16 protein-coding genes are annotated in these 16274 nt (G+C 41.8%); 5 read left to right on the forward strand and 11 right to left on the reverse strand.

What is annotated here, in order from left to right:
* Positions 1-25 precede the first annotated feature (25 nt).
* From B5Y40_RS24540 to B5Y40_RS24550, 3 genes are read right to left on the reverse strand one after another with little or no spacing between them, the layout of a single operon-like run.
* Positions 26-727, reverse strand: coding sequence for a pirin family protein (locus B5Y40_RS24540; RefSeq protein ID WP_079689510.1), 702 nt, complete (start codon positions 725-727; stop codon positions 26-28).
* 8 nt (positions 728-735) lie between these two features.
* Positions 736-1293 carry a hypothetical protein gene (locus B5Y40_RS24545; RefSeq protein WP_079689511.1) on the reverse strand — a complete coding sequence of 186 codons (558 nt, stop codon included), beginning with the start codon at positions 1291-1293 and terminating at the stop codon, positions 736-738.
* A gap of 58 nt (positions 1294-1351) precedes the next feature.
* Complete coding sequence (locus B5Y40_RS24550) at positions 1352-2038, reverse strand: dioxygenase family protein (RefSeq protein WP_079689512.1); 687 nt, start codon at positions 2036-2038, stop codon at positions 1352-1354.
* Positions 2039-2662: 624 nt separating this feature from the next.
* On the opposite strand from B5Y40_RS24550, the gene B5Y40_RS24555 reads away from it, so the two are divergent.
* The 3 genes from B5Y40_RS24555 to B5Y40_RS24565 are packed head-to-tail and all read left to right on the forward strand — an operon-like array spanning position 2663 to position 8103.
* Positions 2663-6118, forward strand: a complete 3456-nt coding sequence (locus tag B5Y40_RS24555) for a response regulator (protein ID WP_079689513.1) — start codon at positions 2663-2665, stop codon at positions 6116-6118.
* A gap of 7 nt (positions 6119-6125) precedes the next feature.
* Positions 6126-6947, forward strand: a complete 822-nt coding sequence (locus B5Y40_RS24560) for a CheR family methyltransferase (protein WP_079689514.1) — start codon at positions 6126-6128, stop codon at positions 6945-6947.
* A gap of 1 nt (position 6948) precedes the next feature.
* Positions 6949-8103: an ATP-binding protein gene (locus B5Y40_RS24565; protein ID WP_079689515.1), complete on the forward strand. Its 1155-nt coding sequence runs from the start codon at positions 6949-6951 to the stop codon at positions 8101-8103.
* A 46-nt stretch (positions 8104-8149) separates the two neighbouring features.
* Here the strand turns inward: B5Y40_RS24565 and B5Y40_RS29965 are convergent, their stop codons facing one another.
* From B5Y40_RS29965 to B5Y40_RS24575, 3 genes are all read right to left on the reverse strand, one after another.
* Entirely contained in the window at positions 8150-8626 is a 477-nt protein-coding gene (locus B5Y40_RS29965; protein ID WP_245840760.1) for a hypothetical protein, read from the reverse strand.
* A gap of 33 nt (positions 8627-8659) precedes the next feature.
* Positions 8660-8995, reverse strand: a complete 336-nt coding sequence (locus B5Y40_RS29970; RefSeq protein ID WP_245840762.1) for a hypothetical protein — start codon at positions 8993-8995, stop codon at positions 8660-8662.
* A gap of 309 nt (positions 8996-9304) precedes the next feature.
* Positions 9305-9544, reverse strand: coding sequence for a hypothetical protein (locus B5Y40_RS24575; RefSeq protein WP_079689516.1), 240 nt, complete (start codon positions 9542-9544; stop codon positions 9305-9307).
* On the opposite strand from B5Y40_RS24575, the gene B5Y40_RS24580 reads away from it, so the two are divergent.
* Positions 9524-10693: a PQQ-dependent sugar dehydrogenase gene (locus B5Y40_RS24580; protein WP_079689517.1), complete on the forward strand. Its 1170-nt coding sequence runs from the start codon at positions 9524-9526 to the stop codon at positions 10691-10693. The two genes, B5Y40_RS24575 and B5Y40_RS24580, sit on opposite strands and share 21 nt — an antisense overlap.
* Before the next feature lie 96 nt (positions 10694-10789).
* Positions 10790-11275, forward strand: a complete 486-nt coding sequence (locus B5Y40_RS24585) for a hypothetical protein (protein ID WP_079689518.1) — start codon at positions 10790-10792, stop codon at positions 11273-11275.
* 239 nt (positions 11276-11514) lie between these two features.
* Here B5Y40_RS24585 and B5Y40_RS29795 read toward each other — a convergent pair whose 3' ends face one another.
* The 5 genes from B5Y40_RS29795 to B5Y40_RS29715 form a co-directional block, all read right to left on the reverse strand.
* Positions 11515-11940, reverse strand: a complete 426-nt coding sequence (locus tag B5Y40_RS29795) for a hypothetical protein (RefSeq protein WP_079689519.1) — start codon at positions 11938-11940, stop codon at positions 11515-11517.
* 125 nt (positions 11941-12065) lie between these two features.
* Entirely contained in the window at positions 12066-13265 is a 1200-nt protein-coding gene (locus tag B5Y40_RS24595; RefSeq protein WP_143785932.1) for a toll/interleukin-1 receptor domain-containing protein, read from the reverse strand.
* 38 nt (positions 13266-13303) lie between these two features.
* A complete protein-coding gene (locus B5Y40_RS24600) occupies positions 13304-14026 on the reverse strand; it encodes a response regulator (RefSeq protein WP_079689521.1) in 723 nt (240 codons plus the stop codon).
* Complete coding sequence (locus tag B5Y40_RS24605) at positions 14026-15927, reverse strand: tetratricopeptide repeat-containing sensor histidine kinase (RefSeq protein WP_079689522.1); 1902 nt, start codon at positions 15925-15927, stop codon at positions 14026-14028. Before B5Y40_RS24605 ends, B5Y40_RS24600 begins: the two co-directional genes overlap by 1 nt.
* A gap of 83 nt (positions 15928-16010) precedes the next feature.
* Positions 16011-16184, reverse strand: a complete 174-nt coding sequence (locus B5Y40_RS29715) for a hypothetical protein (protein WP_159453806.1) — start codon at positions 16182-16184, stop codon at positions 16011-16013.
* Positions 16185-16274 lie beyond the last annotated feature (90 nt).

Below are 16274 nucleotides of genomic sequence, written 5' to 3' on the forward strand. Positions count from 1 at the left end.
TATATACTGCCTTCGTGATTTTCATTTATAGCGCTACCTCCAGTAAGAAAATGATGGCGTCATTGGACAACGCTTCGAATTCAACTTGCTCTACATTCCATAACGCTAATCCGTCATGGCCATGAAGCAGCCTGTTCGCTACCTCGAAGGCGCCTTCTACTATAAAAACGAAAACACCATTCGCAGAATTCTTTGGAGTATATATGCCTTCTTCTCTCCCTTTGTATTTACCGATATAAGGTGTAACGCGTTGCTGCCCTCCTTCCGATGCAGCCAATGGAATCAAGCTATTTTTACTATGCTCCAGATCAAGTTCAATTTTTAAGGGTTCGACACGATCGCCAGCAGGATGCATATACCACACTTCTAAAAAGTTGATCAATTCGTCTTCGTAAGGATTCATCATCTCAATAACCGAATCTTTTACAACGGAAAGTATAGCCACCTCGCCTGCGTCCACTATTCCTTCTTTGTAACCGGGTATGGTATATTTCAAGGCACCAACAATCGGCAGTATTAAAACCGTGGCATCGTCCTTGGCCAAGCGGCTTATTGTCCTCCCTCCTTTCAATGTATTTTCATTCAATGTATTTAAACTTCCGAAAGGAGTTCTGTTCTCGTTGAAATACTTTCCATAATTAAATACGTGAAAACTTCGGAACCAATCCTCTTGTGTGCAACCCCGTTGATTGGAGAGATATATAGTTGCTTTGGTCTTCGATATCATCACACAAATTAAGCGTTGATAGATTGCACAGGAACGTCTACCGGCTGAACATTTTTCAACTGAAACGAACTGACACTGAGGTACGGACGTAAAGCGAGCATGTCTGTATCGATAAACTGTCCTGTATGCATTGCTTCCAGTTGATCTCCGGTTGCCAGCAACAACTGGTTACCGATAGTATCAATCCACGTCATCACTTCGCTATAAAAATGTATCGCCACCCTATGCTGGCTTTGGTCTTTTACATGTGATTGTAGAATTTCAAATCTGAAATTCTTGAAAGGAAGAAACAATTTACCAGATCCGTTTACAACATCGGGTATACGTTCATTGAGTTGCCGTAAATAACCAATAGCTGCAGTGCTTACCAGGTAATGAAGTTTGTCTGCTTTCGGATCGTTCTCAAGGATCTCGCGAAATGTTAAAAACTTCTGTTGTTGATTGAAGTACTGCGACTGCATGAAAAATTCTTTATAAGTATCCTCAAACACATACTTGTCCCACACACCTGCCGATGATACATCTATTATCTTCGAATAGCACAATCGTATCAAACCTTTTACCATAGATATAGTATATATACCAGTCTTTTTCAAATATTGAAGACCAGTGATCAAAAGAAAATTAAGCGTTCACCACGATGGTGTGCGTAAGTACATACCCATCCGTAACATTGCCGGTTACAGTGGCCAGTTCGTTTGCTATTGAATCTGAAAAAATAGAATCAGCGGCGTTGGATGTATCTTGTTTTCCCTTGGTATAGTACTGTGTCGCGGTAGTATATACGGTGTCCGTTACATCAGCAGGAAATGCAATCTGTGTAACCAGCAGTGAAGTTCCGCTGGCATTATAAATATGAACGTGAATGTGTGGTGCCCGCGATGGGTACCATCCCGGAAATATAGAGGTAAACCCTACGAGGCCATTACTATCCGTTGTTTGTCTGCCACGAAGAAAATGCACTGCTGTGAAATTCACGGTCTGCATGGTAGTACCTCCGTATTCGGAATAATAACCATCTTTATCACAATGCCAGATGTCTACAATAGCATCTGCCAAAGGAGCACAATCATTGTTTTTATTTTGGATGATAATTTTTATTGTGAATGGCACACCCGTTCTGTCGGAACGAATGTCAACGAGCTCTAATGACGATGGATCTTTCGTAGGAAACGGACCCGCTGTCTCGGATGATGTGGACGTGCAGTCTCCTACATTTGTTGCTTCATCATCGTCACTGCTGCAAGCGTGGAGCAAAGGAACAATCAGACTGCTCATTCCAAGACGCTTCAAAAATTCTTTTCGTTCCATAGGGTAATATAGTTTAGAAGTTTATTCGTGGTTCAGTTCACGTCATACAACTCAATTGGGCCTTATGCCCAAAAGCATCAATATCTTCCTTTCATTTTGTGTATAACGATTTGGTAAGCCGATTTCTTTCCAATCAGCACTAAAATGAGGTGAATACTTCTTTTTCTTCGGTGACTTCGCAACCGCAACCTCAGTTGAATTCAAACCAGGTGTCGCAGATTACTTTTTAACAAACAATTGAGAACCATAGAGCATGCGAATTACAGCCCCTGTATCCTGGAGAGGAAGCAGGAAGTATATATTCACAGTATAGGAGAATCACACTGTAACCATGCCTCCGCTTGCACGCACTCTCAATAGTAATTTTCAAAACAAACTCATCACTACAATTTAGATTTATTTTTAACAGTCTCTGTCATGATTGGATGATTGAGACACATGTACAATTTAAGACATTCACATTCATTATTTTTTTGAAGATTAGGTGCTTTCATCTATATTTATAATTGACCGTTCAATGGTCTATCTGGTATTTGAGAATCTTTACGGTGAATAGCGAATCACCTGTGCTTTAGCCGGTGGGTTGTGCCCTGATTTATTATTAATTTATTGATTCAACATGCTATGAAGTTAACGTTGGATAAAAAAATACTTTTAGGTTTCTCTATTTGTTCACTTGTCTTGCTTTTGGTTGCGGTTATTTCATTTAATAATAGTGAAAAACTGATCACGACAAACCGTTGGGTGAATCATACCCATGAAGTACTATATGAGTTTGAACAAATCCTCATGTATTCAGTTGATGCCGAAAGCAGTATGCGTGGATTTGTTATTTCCGGCAATGAAGATTTCCTGGCTCCTTTCTACAGCGCCAAACTAAATTTATCAGATCACATCAACAAGATACTTGAGCTAACACGCGATCATGCCACACAACAAAGAAATTCCAAGGCATTGGACAGTCTAACGCTTCTGCATATTCAAACACTGGAAGACCTTATCGGATTACGCAAGAGTAATTATGAAGCTGCCAGGGTACTTGTAATGGATGGAAAAAGCAGGAGCAAGTTAATGTCCATCCGGACGTTGATTCAAAAAGCAAAAGAAATTGAACAACGATTGCTTACAGAACGAAAAGAAGCGAGTGAAGCTGATACAAAAGATTTTAATATCATTTTTATTGTATTGGTGCTTGTTATAGCAGCTGTTTTACTGGTGATCTATATGATGATCACAACCAATCTGAGTGCATTGAGACGTGCACAAATGGAAGCGGCTAACAAGAACTGGAACCTGGAGGGAAGCCGTGATCTCGCACGAAGTATACAGGGCAATAAATCATTGCAGGAACTTGCTGATGTTGTGATCAATCATCTAACTATATATTTAGGGGCACAGGTCGGAGTCATTTATTTGGCAGGCAGCAAGGAGGCAATGCTGTTACCCGCAGCAGCATACGCAGCCGATCAAGATAAAAAGAAATTACGTGAACTAAAGTTCGGTGAAGGATTGGTTGGTCAAGCGGCAGTTGATAAGAAATCTGTTCTATTGCGTGCTATCCCAGAAAATTACTTTCAGGTTACCACGGGCTTCGGACAGATAAGTCCTAAAAATATTCTGGCCACTCCCTTTCTCTCCGATGGAGTTATCGCAGGTGTGGTGGAGCTTGGAAGTATATATGATTTTACAGAAGCCCAACAGCAATATGTAGAACTCGTAGCCAATAGTATAGCGATCGCGATCATTTCGGCGCAGGCACGTGAAAGAACGAAACAACTCCTGGAAGAAACGCAATTGCAAGCAGAAGAACTCGAAGCGCAACAGGAAGAATTGCGTCAGGCAAATGAAGAGCTTCATGCGAAAACAGACCTGCTTACTAAATCGGAATCAGAATTAAAAGCGCAGCAATTATCACTTCAACAAATAAATGTAGAGCTGGAAGAAAAATCCAATCAGCTGGAAGAACAAAATGAATTACTCAGCGATGCACGTGCAAATCTCGAAATCAAAGCGAAAGAAATAGAAATCACGAGCAAATATAAATCGGAGTTTCTGGCAAACATGTCACATGAGTTGCGCACACCCCTTAACAGCATTCTCATCCTTGCGCAATTGCTTTCTGAAAATAAAGCGAATCGCCTGGGTGAAAAAGAAATTGAGTACTCAAAAAATATACACAACTCAGGAACGGACCTTCTTAATCTGATTAATGAAATACTGGATCTTTCAAAAATAGAATCCGGTAAGATGCAATTGGAAATTGAAGATGTTCCTTTCCGGGAAATGATAAGCAGCATCAACGCTACGTTTGCTGAAGTAGCCCGAAAAAACAATGTTACGTTTGAAATACATTTCGATTCAAATGCACTGCCGGAAACGCTTACAACGGACAGGCAACGCGTTGAGCAGATCATCCGAAATCTTTTATCGAATGCATTCAAATTTACCGGTCAGGCAGGTAAAGTAGAACTGTCCATCTATAGACCCTCTGCTGTTGACTATAGGAATAAAGATCTCAACTCCATTTCGAATATGGTAGCGTTCTCTGTATCCGATACAGGTATAGGTATACCAAGAGAAAAACGCGCTATTATATTCGAAGCCTTCCAACAAGCGGACGGTTCTACCAAGCGAAAATATGGTGGCACAGGACTTGGTCTTTCTATCAGTCGTGAACTTTCACATGCATTGGGAGGAGAAATCCAGCTTCATAGTGAGGCGGGTGTGGGTAGTACTTTTACACTATACCTGCCTTTACACTTCGATCGTTCCTTCAGCTCTTCAACCGACAAGCAAGTTGAGATTAAAGAAAAAGAACCGGTTAAAAATGACGTTGTATATATTCCCACTGAAATGCATACTACAGAAAATGCAATACAAGACGACCGTAATGCTATAGGGGAAAATGATCGCGTGATTCTGATCATCGAGGATGATGAAAAGTTCGCGAAAGTATTATTGGATTTTATCCATGAGCGGAATTATAAAGGTATTGTTACCAGCCAGGGCAATGCCGGTATCAGTTACGCGCGTCACTATAAACCCGATGCTATACTTCTCGATATGAAGTTGCCGACCATCAGTGGTTCTGAAATATTAAAGCAGCTCAAGAATAATCCTGAACTGCGCCACATCCCCGTACAAATTATTTCGGCTTACGATCAACGGAAAGAAGGTTTGAAGCTGGGAGCATTTGACTATATACAGAAACCAGTAACGGTGCAGGATCTTGAACGCGCTTTTGAAAAAATTGAAGTATTCTCCAATAAGAAACTCAAGAAGCTTCTGATTGTGGAAGACAATGAACAACACAACAAAGCAATACGTGAGCTGATTGGTGATAATGACGTAACCTGTTCTTCGGCCTATAGCGGTGAAGAAGCTTTTACCATGCTGAACAGTGAATCGTTTGATTGCGTTATTGTTGACCTGGGGTTACCGGATATGACCGGGTTTGAGCTGCTTGAAAAAATAAGAGCGCATGAGAAATTGAACCTGATTCCCATTGTTGTATATACCGGGAAAGATCTGAAAAAAGAAGATAGTATAGCCTTGAGTAAGCTGGCCAATACCGTAGTGCTCAAAACTGCCGACTCACACGAACGTCTGCTGGACGAAACAACACTATTCCTTCACCGTATAGAATCAAAGTTACCAAAGGAAAAACAACGCATCATCCGCAGGCTTCATAAGTCGGATGAAGTGCTGGAGAATAAAAAAATACTGCTGGTAGACGATGACATGCGAAATATATACTCGTTGACCAACGCATTGGAACAAGAAGGGCTTCAATGTGTAACTGCCGAAAACGGAAAGATAGCACTCGATATACTCAAGCAGGATCCTGCCATTGACCTCGTGTTAATGGATGTGATGATGCCTGAGATGGATGGCTATGAAGCCACCACAGAGATCAGGAAAATAAACTCGCTCAAGTCGCTGCCCATTATTGCGCTTACTGCCAAAGCGATGAAGGAAGACAAAGAAAAATGTTTTGCAGTCGGTATGTCCGACTACATTTCAAAGCCGGTTAATGTTGAGCAACTTCTCTCGCTAATGCGGGTATGGTTATATCGCTGAAATAAAGATGTCCATTACGATCGACCATAATGAATATAAAGAACTGCTGGAATCGATCCGCTTTATATACGGTTATGACTTTACCGAGTATGCCGAATTATCGGTGAAGCGAAGGATCATTCACTTTATGAAGAATAAAGAAATTTATGCTCTCGATAAATTAGGGAAGCTGCTTTTAAAAGATGAGCGCATCTTCGAAGAATTTGTGCAGGAGTTGTCGGTAACCGTTACTGAAATGTTTCGCGACCCGACTTTCTATAAAAGTATCCGCGATAATCTTGTAAAACGGCTGGCTACTTATCCTATACTTCGCATCTGGATTGCGGGCTGCGCTACCGGGCAGGAGGTATATTCGATGGCTATACTTTTAAAAGAAGAAAACCTTCTCGAACGATCAATCATTTATGCCACGGATATAAATCAAAAGTCGCTTCAAACCGCCCGTGAAGGCGTATACTCCCTTACAAATATGAAACTATATACCAGTAACTACCTGGATGCGGGAGGGAAAAAGTCATTTTCAGAATATTATATGGCCAAATATAGTTCAGTGATGTTTGATAAATCCTTGCGTGAAAATGTAGTCTTCTCTCCACATAACCTGGTCGCAGATCAGTCATTTAATGAGTTCCAACTGATCATTTGTCGCAATGTAATTATGTATTTCAATCAAAACCTTCAAAACCGAGTAGTAGACCTGTTTTATGAAAGCCTTTGCCCATTCGGGTTCCTCGGACTGGGAGACAAGGAATCACTTTTGTTTGCTGATAAAAAAGATTACTTCGAAGAGACTGATAAGAAGGAAAAAATATTCATGAAGATAAAGTAACATGCAAGAGCAGGTAACTATATTAATGGTTGATGACAAACCCTCAAATCTCTATGCATTGGAAACTTTGCTGGATAAACCCGGACGTACATTTCTAAGTGCTACCAATGGAAATGATGCGCTAAAGTTCGCTCTTAACAACGACATCGATTTGATAATACTCGATGTACAGATGCCGGAAATGGATGGCTTTGAAGTAGCACAAATTTTAAAACTCAACAAAAAAACAAAAGATATACCCATCATTTTTGCATCCGCTGAGAAGAAAGAAAGGCAGTCTATTATGAAAGGATTTGAAGAAGGTGGTGTAGACTATCTTTCAAAACCACTGGACCCTGAACTTACAACGGCCAAAGTATCTGTGCTTCTTAAAATACAGTTACAGAAAAAAGAGCTTTTGGAAAAAAATCAGTCGCTTGAAAAAGCAGATGCGCAAATAAAAAAACTGAATGCAGATCTGAACAAAAATCTCCTTCAGTTAGAAGAAGTAAATAAAGAACTGGAGTCCTTTTCATATTCGGTGTCGCATGATCTTCGCGCACCGGTGCGAGCACTGGCAGGCTTTTCTAAAATGCTGGAAGAAGATTATCAGGATTCGCTTGACGATGAGGGAAAGCGGTTGCTTGGTATCATTCGCAAGAATGCGCTCAAGATGGGAACCCTCATTGACGACTTGCTGGAATTTTCGAAGATGGGAAGAAAGGAAATTAAAAAAACAATGGTAGAGGTACAGCCCATGGTCAAGAGTATATCGGATGAGATTGTGGATGTAAACAAATACAACGCAGAAGTAATTATAAATCCGCTAACACCGGTGCAGGCTGACCAGGCGTTACTCACACAGGTATGGATAAACCTTATCTCCAATGCATTAAAATACTCTGCTAAGAAAGAGCAGCCTAAAGTTGAGGTCGGTTCGTATACAGATAAAAACGAAATTATATACTATGTAAAAGATAATGGTGCTGGTTTCGACATGGAATATGCTGACAAGCTGTTCGGCGTATTTCAGCGGTTGCACAAGCCAAATGATTTTGAAGGCACAGGCGTTGGTCTTGCTATCGTACATCGGATCGTTACCAAACATGGCGGTCGCGTATGGGCCGAAGCAAAGCCCAATGAAGGCGCTATATTTTCATTCGCTCTGCCAGAGTAAGGGTCGTGATATATAGTATATACAGGACTGCTAAATTAATGCCGGTTTAAGCAGGTACTTTTTCTTCTTTCTCATACGCATCAACACTTTTCAAAAGTTGTTCGGTGTGATTAAAAATATCATCGAGCTTTTGAAGCTCATGACGAGTTTCATTTTTAGCATCATCAAATAACCCCAGGTATTTCTTTGTACCATTAAGCCATAAGCGACATAAGGGTTTACGATTGTTATCGTCCAGCAAAATGCCATAGTATGTTTTCGTGTCTCGTCCTACGATTCGCTGTGCATCAATTCTTTTCCGGATAATCGATTTCACAATCATGAAGCCTTCAAGTTCCTGAGCTGTTGTTTCTATACTCTTGTCTTCTTCAGGCTTCACAGCAGTCTCACTTACCTCTCGCTGTTTTTCAGTTTCAGCATCTTTTGCCAAAGCCGCCTTGAGGCGATCACTGATCATATCGCTGATCAACTGTCCAATGGATTTTTTAACAATGCCCGTAAATTGAGACACTACTTTTGCCATTGCTTTTCCATCATATACCTTCGAGATGAAAAATCAAACAAACTCTTCGGATGGTTCTTTGAATTCTGATGACAATACAGCCTTGATCTCGTTCGAATACTTTAACTCGCTTGCCGTTGTAAAAATACTTTCAAGATTGAAATATGATTTATGGAATTTCTTAAGCTCATCTACTTCGGCTTCCTTGATCTCGGTGAGCAGAAATTCAAAAAAAGGTTTCTCGTCCATTTTGTTGGGTTCCACCAGGTCGGTATAGAATCTATAGTGCAATCCGTTTGTGAGCAAACCAAATTTAGCCTTGGTAGTATGAAAGTAACGAAACAGCTGCGAGTTGTGCGGATCGAGTTTTTCCTGATAGTGTGCTTGCACTCAATAAGCAAAATCGGTTCTCCGTCTTTCATGATGGCGTAGTCCACCTTCTCACCTTTCTTTATTCCAAGATCGGCCACGAACTCCGGGTTCACTTCTGATGGATTAAAGATGTCATACCCAAGAATCTGGATAAAAGGTAATGTAAGAGAAGTCTTGGTAGCTTCTTCCGTTTGTATCTGTGGCAACATCTTCGCTACGCGATCACCCAGTTGTTTAATCTGATCCTTGAAATCCATGAGACAGTTAATTTAGACAGTCGTTACATTGACAGAACCAAACTAACCACGCGGTATATCATGATTTAATTTACTTTCCGAACACCGGGAATTTGTTTCCGGATGGACCAATTTCTTTTCCGAACATTTTCCACCACACCTTATGTACCGTGCGCAATCCTTCCGGAGCATTAATTACCCATAACGCAAAACCCATCGCAGCCATAACCAAGGGAATAATTTTTTCGAACCCCGCTATATCACCGTTCTCCTCCTCGCCCCTATATATACATTTTAAAACGATTTTTATATGAAAGAAAAATTGACCCATTTTTATCGCCTACTTTCCTGCACTTTACTCCTCTCCTGTTTAATGTTGACAGCCTGTGATGATTGGTTCGATGATGATGGTGATGATGATGACGTTCCGGCATATCACGATGAAACCTATGCAGATCACCTGGACACTCCCTGGGAAATGGTGTTTGCACCGGATGGCAGATTATTTTTTACACAACGGCCCGGCAGTGTAGCCGTAGTTGACAATGGAAAAGTATCCGTATGGCTTGGGCTTGATTCCGTTGTACTGGAAGTTGGTGAGTCAGGGTTGTTGGGATTTACACTTGATCCGCAGTTCAGTCAAAACGGATATGTATATATAGGGTATACTTACGCGGCTTCCAAAGCTCCGCTGAAGCTTGTGAACAAATTGGTTCGGTATAAAGAGAACACTTCCAAAAAACCTGTATTTGATAAAGTATTAATGGATGGCATAGAAGGAAACTATGTCCATAACAGCGGACCACTGGAATTTGGTCCTGATGGTATGCTATATTGGGCCGTGGGCGAACGCTATATGCCAGATCTTGCACAAGATCCAAATGTTCTCAATGGAAAAATATTACGGCTCACGTCCTCAGGGGAAATACCATCGGATAATCCGAACCCGCAGTCCTATATATACTCCCTGGGACACCGCAATCCGCAAGGGTTGGCGTTTCATCCGCAGACGCATGAACTTTGGTCTACAGAACACGGACCATCCGAGGAACAAGGTTGCTGCCGTGATGAGATTAACAGAATTTTACCAGGCCACAATTATGGCTGGCCGATCATTCGTGGCAGCGAAACAAAACCGGGATTGGAAACACCGGTATATCACAGTGGAGATACAACGACGTGGGCTCCGACAGGAGGAATTTTCATAACACAAGGTAATTGGCAAGGGTCGCTGGTATTCACCGGCTTGCGTGGTCAGGCCCTATATCGTGCCGTGTTTGATCCTTCTGATGCCACCAAGATCCAGCGTGTAGACCGCTATTTATACCAGAAGTTAGGACGCCTCAGAAATGTAATCCAAGGTCCGGACGGCAAGCTATATATAGCGGTGAGCAATCAAGACGGACGTGGTGATCCACTGAGTGTTGATGACCGTATCATTGCACTGACTACAGATCAGCTCGAAGATTCCAACCCGTGATTTTCGAATATAGCAACGATCTATATAGCGTCCGAATGACTTCGCCCTCGGGGTTGGCACAATATTTTACAGTTTCCATAATTATCCTCGACCCAAATGAAAGATGTCGTTAAAAATGTAGATGATCTGGTCAGGCTTATCATGGCCAATCACGAGCGCGAAGAGTTCTATAAACATGCCGCTTTGATCACTAAAAATGCTGCATTGTATAGCCTTTTTCATGAATTTGCATATCAGTCACAGGTCTTAAAAGACCACCTTTCCCGTTGGCTGATCGCATATGGTTCAGCCCAGGCATTGGATCTCACGAAAGATACGATGTATCGGAAGGCTTTGCGTTGGATGAAATTTGAGGTCGCCTATAAGCGCAGAACGCTGCAGGATTGTTGTTCAACTGTGGAGGCCATGACACAAAAGGAATACCAATCTGTGGTGAACGACACCAAGCTTTCACAGGCAACTTTGCGGGAGCTCTCACAACATCTTTCAGGACTTGAAAGTAGTGCCAAACAACTTACAGAAGTGCTGATACGTTCTGTGGAGAACGAGGCTAACCAAAACAGTTCTGTTACAGTGGCGTAACGCAGTATATCAACTATAGGTATAGCATTCCATACAGCAATAACGGCATCCGCGGATTAGTTTATAAAACTTTCGCGCTGCCCGCACGGCTTCATAACAAGATGGGTACGGCCCGAGGTCTATCTTGTCTTCAGGTATATAGGTACATCGCACCTGATGTACTTCGTGAAACCCTCCTTCCCGGACATCTGTATCTACACAATAGAAGTTCATATATATTCAATGCTCAATGCTATATCTTACTGATGCTGCCAGCATTTACCATTCGTTTTGGCGTTTCGTTTACAGCGCGTACCTGCCTTTGTTCGCGCTGTACATCGCGTTGACAAAATGGGCTTTTTCTCATTGACTTGTACAGTTTTTTTAGCCTGCTGAGCTTGTTGCAGCGCTGGTTCCGGCTGACGCGATGTGACCGGTGGAGTTGGGTCTTTTATACGGGATGGATTACAAACACTACACGCGGTATAGCCTCTTTCATTTGCCTGCGGAAGAGCTATCGCTACATGACTATACTTCAGGTATCTACACTTGCTGGTGTGATACCTCTTACCGGTGGCAGTGATATATACTGTTTGAACATCCGTTTGACTAAACGCGCAGCTTTGAAGTAATACAAGAAAGAGAAGAACGACTTCAATTTTCAATATGTTGCTTCGTGGCCGCATGACGCTGTTTCAAATTGACAGATAAGTAAGGTGGCTTTGGCTCTTCTGAAAATTATTTTTTCCCGGTGGTATGAAATACTTTCCGAACCGACTATTTTTCTTTCCAGGAACAATTACTGTATAGCTCACTCAGAATATATGGCATAACTCCATCGATCACCGGATTTAGTAAATATATAGCGCTCCATAGGCCGGAATCCCGTAATATCCATCTCATGACGCTTCATACCTTTTGCATTTTCTTCCGGAGAAGAAAAAATTAACGTAGTACGAATCAGTCGTATATAATTGGTATAGCTCACTTCTGCGGTATACTCATAATCTGAAAGTGGCTTTACTTTCTCTACCGTGGTAACAACCGGATCTTTGTTCACAACGAAATATACCATTGTCTGCTCCGCATCATTCCTGGTGAGGTACAATGCAGGATCAGTAAAGCCATAGGCATTGTATGGATTTAGTAGTTCTATATCTATACCCAGGGCAGTTGACACATTTTTCTTCGAGCGAATCGTCTCCAGCCCGGTATGAAGCATATAATCGTTACGATAATAGGATTCGAGGTTTTTAAAATCAGTATATATACCAATGATCGCTTCCTCGGTGGTAGGCCTTGCTCGGTGGGATGCACGCTCCTCTTCTACCATAAGATCGGCCTTCTGCTGAAGCGTTGCAAGACGATTTTGAACACAACGCTCTATAAATGCTGCATTCGGTCCATCAAAAAATATTCTATTCGTTATATAGAACCCCGCGAGTATACACAAGCCGAGTAAAACTGCTACTGAGATTCTCTTGACTTTCCTTTTAATCTCAAGGCTCCGTTCGTACTCTGATTTCCGGATTTCAACCTGCCGCTGTTTGTCAATTTCTTCGAGCAACAGCTGCGTTACGGTTTCAATACCCCGGCTTGCACGAATAGCAAATATATCTGCTATAGGAAGATGTTTTACGGCAAGCTCTTCGGGAGTAATCTCAAAGAGCACAGGAAGTATAACTTTTCGATTCTCCCTTTCCCTGGCTAGCAGCGCATGGAATTCATGAAGCGTCCACATTTTAGATATATAGTTCGGACTGAAGATAACCACGCCAAACCTGCACTGCTCAATTCCCTCCACGATGGTTTTGGTCAGATGATCTCCGACACTCAACTCATAACCAGAGTACCATACTTTCAAGCCCGCGCTTTCCAGCCGGGCAGAAAGCTCGTTCGCGATGGGAATTTTATCTTCCACTGCGTGCGAAATAAAAACGTCATACCGATAGCCTGAAGCATCCATGAAATACGAAAAGCGAATTATAAGATCTACGCGGTCTTTATTCAAAGTATTTTTCCGAAAGCACAGAAATACTTTCCCGAAGGCTACTTAATGAACTTCAGGCGGCTCATGAGTTCATTTTTAAACTCTTTACTCATTTGTACTTCGAGCGTACCCAACTTTATAAGATTACCGTCAAATGCGGTAATCTTATTTATATTCACGGTAAACGATCGGTGTACTTTCATAAAATCACGGCTGTTCAGTTGATTGAGTACATGACTCATACTGCTTGCCAAAGTATATTTCACGCCTTTCACGCAAACCAGGCTGCAATATGCCCGGTCCGCCTCAAGGTATAGAATATCTTCCATCGCCAGTTTCAAGTACGATTGATTATCTGTGCGCAGGAATACAAAGTTGTTCAGCGCTGATGGTATAGCTTGTTTTCGGGCACGTGCGTTGTGAAATGCCAGATCGATAGCACGAATGAGATCGGCTTCATGAAATGGCTTCGACAAGTAAGCTGCCGGCAAAGTCTTCTTGGCACGATCAACCGTTTTGCTATCTACGAGCTCACTGAGGTAAATAATCGGTATATCGTGCTTATCCTGAATTGCTTTCGCCGTAGCAATACCATCCAGTGTACCCGATAAATTAATATCCATCAGGATAAGGTCCGGAAATATATACTCGATGGAAGCAATCGCTTCCTCTCCCGAGGAACACGTTCCGGCAATCTCAAGATCGTGCTTCTCAAGCCGCGAGGCGATGTCTTCGGCTATCAGCAACTGATCTTCTACAATTAATACTTTGATTTTTTCCATTAATGCGAAATAGGAATGTTCAAACAAAACGAAGTGCCATTTTCTGTACGGATGTCGAGCGTACCCTTTAGTTCCCTAGTCAAGGTCTTTACCATTTTCAAACCAAATGCTCCGGATGCCGTATCTACCGCAGCGGGTATAAAGCCTATACCATTGTCACGTATAGATATAGTGATCGTTCGATCTTTATTGACCTGCAGGTATATAGTAAGGGTTGGATTTTCGTGATCTATATAGGCATACTTAAAAGCATTGCTAACCACTTCATTTATAATCAAACCAAGTGGTATAGCTTTATCTATATCGATCCGGATCTCCTCCAAATGCAGCTCCAGATTGAAATCTTTCTGCGAAAAACCATACGTATGAATAAGATACTGTACAAGCTCTGTGATATACTCTTTAATATTGATCTCGCGATTTTGATCACCGGTATATAATTTCTTATGAATGAGTGCCATGGCATTTACACGGCCTTCACTGCTTTTAACTGCCTGAATGGCGCTCACGTCCTTTAGTTGCTGTGACTGAAGACTTAATACGCTCGACAAAATCTGCAAATTATTTTTAACCCGGTGGTGCAATTCCTTCAGCAGCATTTCAACATGCTCTTTGTTTCTTCGTACCACACGAGAATTATAGTATACCAATGCAACGATTATGGCAAAAAGACAAAGCCCTATAATCAATGCATCGATAAAAGTCTGTTTGGTCTTTATCTCGGCCTGGTTAATTTTCTGTCGCTGCTCCAGTAAAACAATTTGCTGTTCTTTCTTTTCGGTGTCATAGCGAAGCTGCATCTGCATTAGGCTTTCGGCACGTTCTTTGGTCATGAGACTATCTTTTATAGCCAGTAACTGTTGTGCATACTGAAAGGCTTGCCTGAAATCATTTTTCAGATTAAACAAACGAACCTTCAACTCCAGGTTTTTACGAAACTCATTGAGCGCACCAGACTGCCGTGCTAATGTTTCTGCTTCTTCCAGATATTCATTCGCGCGGTCCGTATCGTTTGCCTCTAGTGCAAGCTTTGCCAGGTTGTTGAGAGAGATTGTCTGGCTGATTATATTCTTGTGTTCGCGGCTAATGGTAAGCGATTCGCTATAATATTGCTTTGCGTCTTCGTATTTCTTTTGTTCCAGCAATACATCGCCTATATTATTGAGTGTGCTGGTGAGTGCTTTGCGATCGCCCGTAGAGCGCTTGATAGTAAGCGAGCGTTCGAGGTTTACCAAAGCACTATCGTATTGCTTCATGCTGATAAAAAGCTCGCCGAGATTATTATAGGATAATCCAACTCCTTTTATATAGCCGATAGCCTTTCGCGTTGACAATGCTTTATAGGTATAGTATAGCGCGTTATCATACTCGCCAATCTTCAGGTAGACCAGCCCGATAGTGCTATAGCAAGACGCTAACGCGATGCTGGGCTCTTGTGTCTCCAGCCGTTTGGCGCCATTAAAGGCGTATTCGAGCGCTTTCTCATATATACCTTTGTCCTTATATATAATAGAGAGGTTCGCTTCCAGCACCGTAGTATGTACAGTGTCGTTTAACTGCTGATACAATGTCAGGGCCTTTGTATAATAATGTATGCTGCTATCGGGTACGCCCCTGGTGCTATAAATAACTCCTATATCATTGAAATTGGAGGCTATAAGGATGGTGTTACGGATAGCATCACGCTGCCGGATGGCCTTATAATAATATTCCAGGGCACTGTCATACTGCTTGTTACTGTAGTATTGAAAGGCTATATGTGTAAGGTAGAGCGCAGCGTCAGCGGAATTATTATCTTTTATAGCGGTGCGAAGTAAAGTGCGTAAACTATCTTTTCCGGATTGGCCAAAGCATAGTATGGGCAAAAAAATAAAAATTAGTAGCCAACGAGTAAGCTTCATGTCAGGTAGGTAGTAGCTCTTAACTTGGAAGGTACTAAAAAAAATGAAAACGGTGAAGTTTGTTAGACCTCACCGCTAAATATTTACTGTGGAAGATTCGAAAGTGTATCCAACGCCACTGTACTTTTTGTCTTGGGTGGTCCGATAATGATCGGGTCATCATCATCGTCCCCATCATTGTTGACTATAGCTTCATCATCGCAGCTGAAGGCAGAGATTGCTATAAACATTACAAACAAGTATTTTAAAAATTTCATAGTTTTAAGAGTTTGAGTTTTGACAAAAGCGGGCACGCACGGAAAGGCATAGAGCTCCTGTGAAGTGATGTTTACCAATTCAGCAAATGG

It is taken from the genome of Ohtaekwangia koreensis, assembly GCF_900167975.1.
Lineage (GTDB): Bacteria > Bacteroidota > Bacteroidia > Cytophagales > Cyclobacteriaceae > Ohtaekwangia > Ohtaekwangia koreensis.

Bases quoted from the DNA above. Each gene is read 5' to 3' on its own strand.
- B5Y40_RS29795 (WP_079689519.1), bottom strand. From the start codon at position 11,940: ATGCGGCCACGAAGCAACATATTGAAAATTGAAGTCGTTCTTCTCTTT.
- B5Y40_RS24605 (WP_079689522.1), bottom strand. From the start codon at position 15,927: ATGAAGCTTACTCGTTGGCTACTAATTTTTATTTTTTTGCCCATACTA.
- B5Y40_RS24600 (WP_079689521.1), bottom strand. From the start codon at position 14,026: ATGGAAAAAATCAAAGTATTAATTGTAGAAGATCAGTTGCTGATAGCC.
- B5Y40_RS24580 (WP_079689517.1), top strand. From the start codon at position 9,524: ATGAAAGAAAAATTGACCCATTTTTATCGCCTACTTTCCTGCACTTTA.
- B5Y40_RS24540 (WP_079689510.1), bottom strand. From the start codon at position 727: ATGATATCGAAGACCAAAGCAACTATATATCTCTCCAATCAACGGGGT.
- B5Y40_RS24550 (WP_079689512.1), bottom strand. From the start codon at position 2,038: ATGGAACGAAAAGAATTTTTGAAGCGTCTTGGAATGAGCAGTCTGATT.
- B5Y40_RS24585 (WP_079689518.1), top strand. From the start codon at position 10,790: ATGAAAGATGTCGTTAAAAATGTAGATGATCTGGTCAGGCTTATCATG.
- B5Y40_RS24560 (WP_079689514.1), top strand. From the start codon at position 6,126: ATGTCCATTACGATCGACCATAATGAATATAAAGAACTGCTGGAATCG.
- B5Y40_RS24555 (WP_079689513.1), top strand. From the start codon at position 2,663: ATGAAGTTAACGTTGGATAAAAAAATACTTTTAGGTTTCTCTATTTGT.
- B5Y40_RS24545 (WP_079689511.1), bottom strand. From the start codon at position 1,293: ATGGTAAAAGGTTTGATACGATTGTGCTATTCGAAGATAATAGATGTA.
- B5Y40_RS29715 (WP_159453806.1), bottom strand. From the start codon at position 16,184: ATGAAATTTTTAAAATACTTGTTTGTAATGTTTATAGCAATCTCTGCC.
- B5Y40_RS24565 (WP_079689515.1), top strand. From the start codon at position 6,949: ATGCAAGAGCAGGTAACTATATTAATGGTTGATGACAAACCCTCAAAT.
- B5Y40_RS29965 (WP_245840760.1), bottom strand. From the start codon at position 8,626: ATGGCAAAAGTAGTGTCTCAATTTACGGGCATTGTTAAAAAATCCATT.
- B5Y40_RS24575 (WP_079689516.1), bottom strand. From the start codon at position 9,544: ATGGGTCAATTTTTCTTTCATATAAAAATCGTTTTAAAATGTATATAT.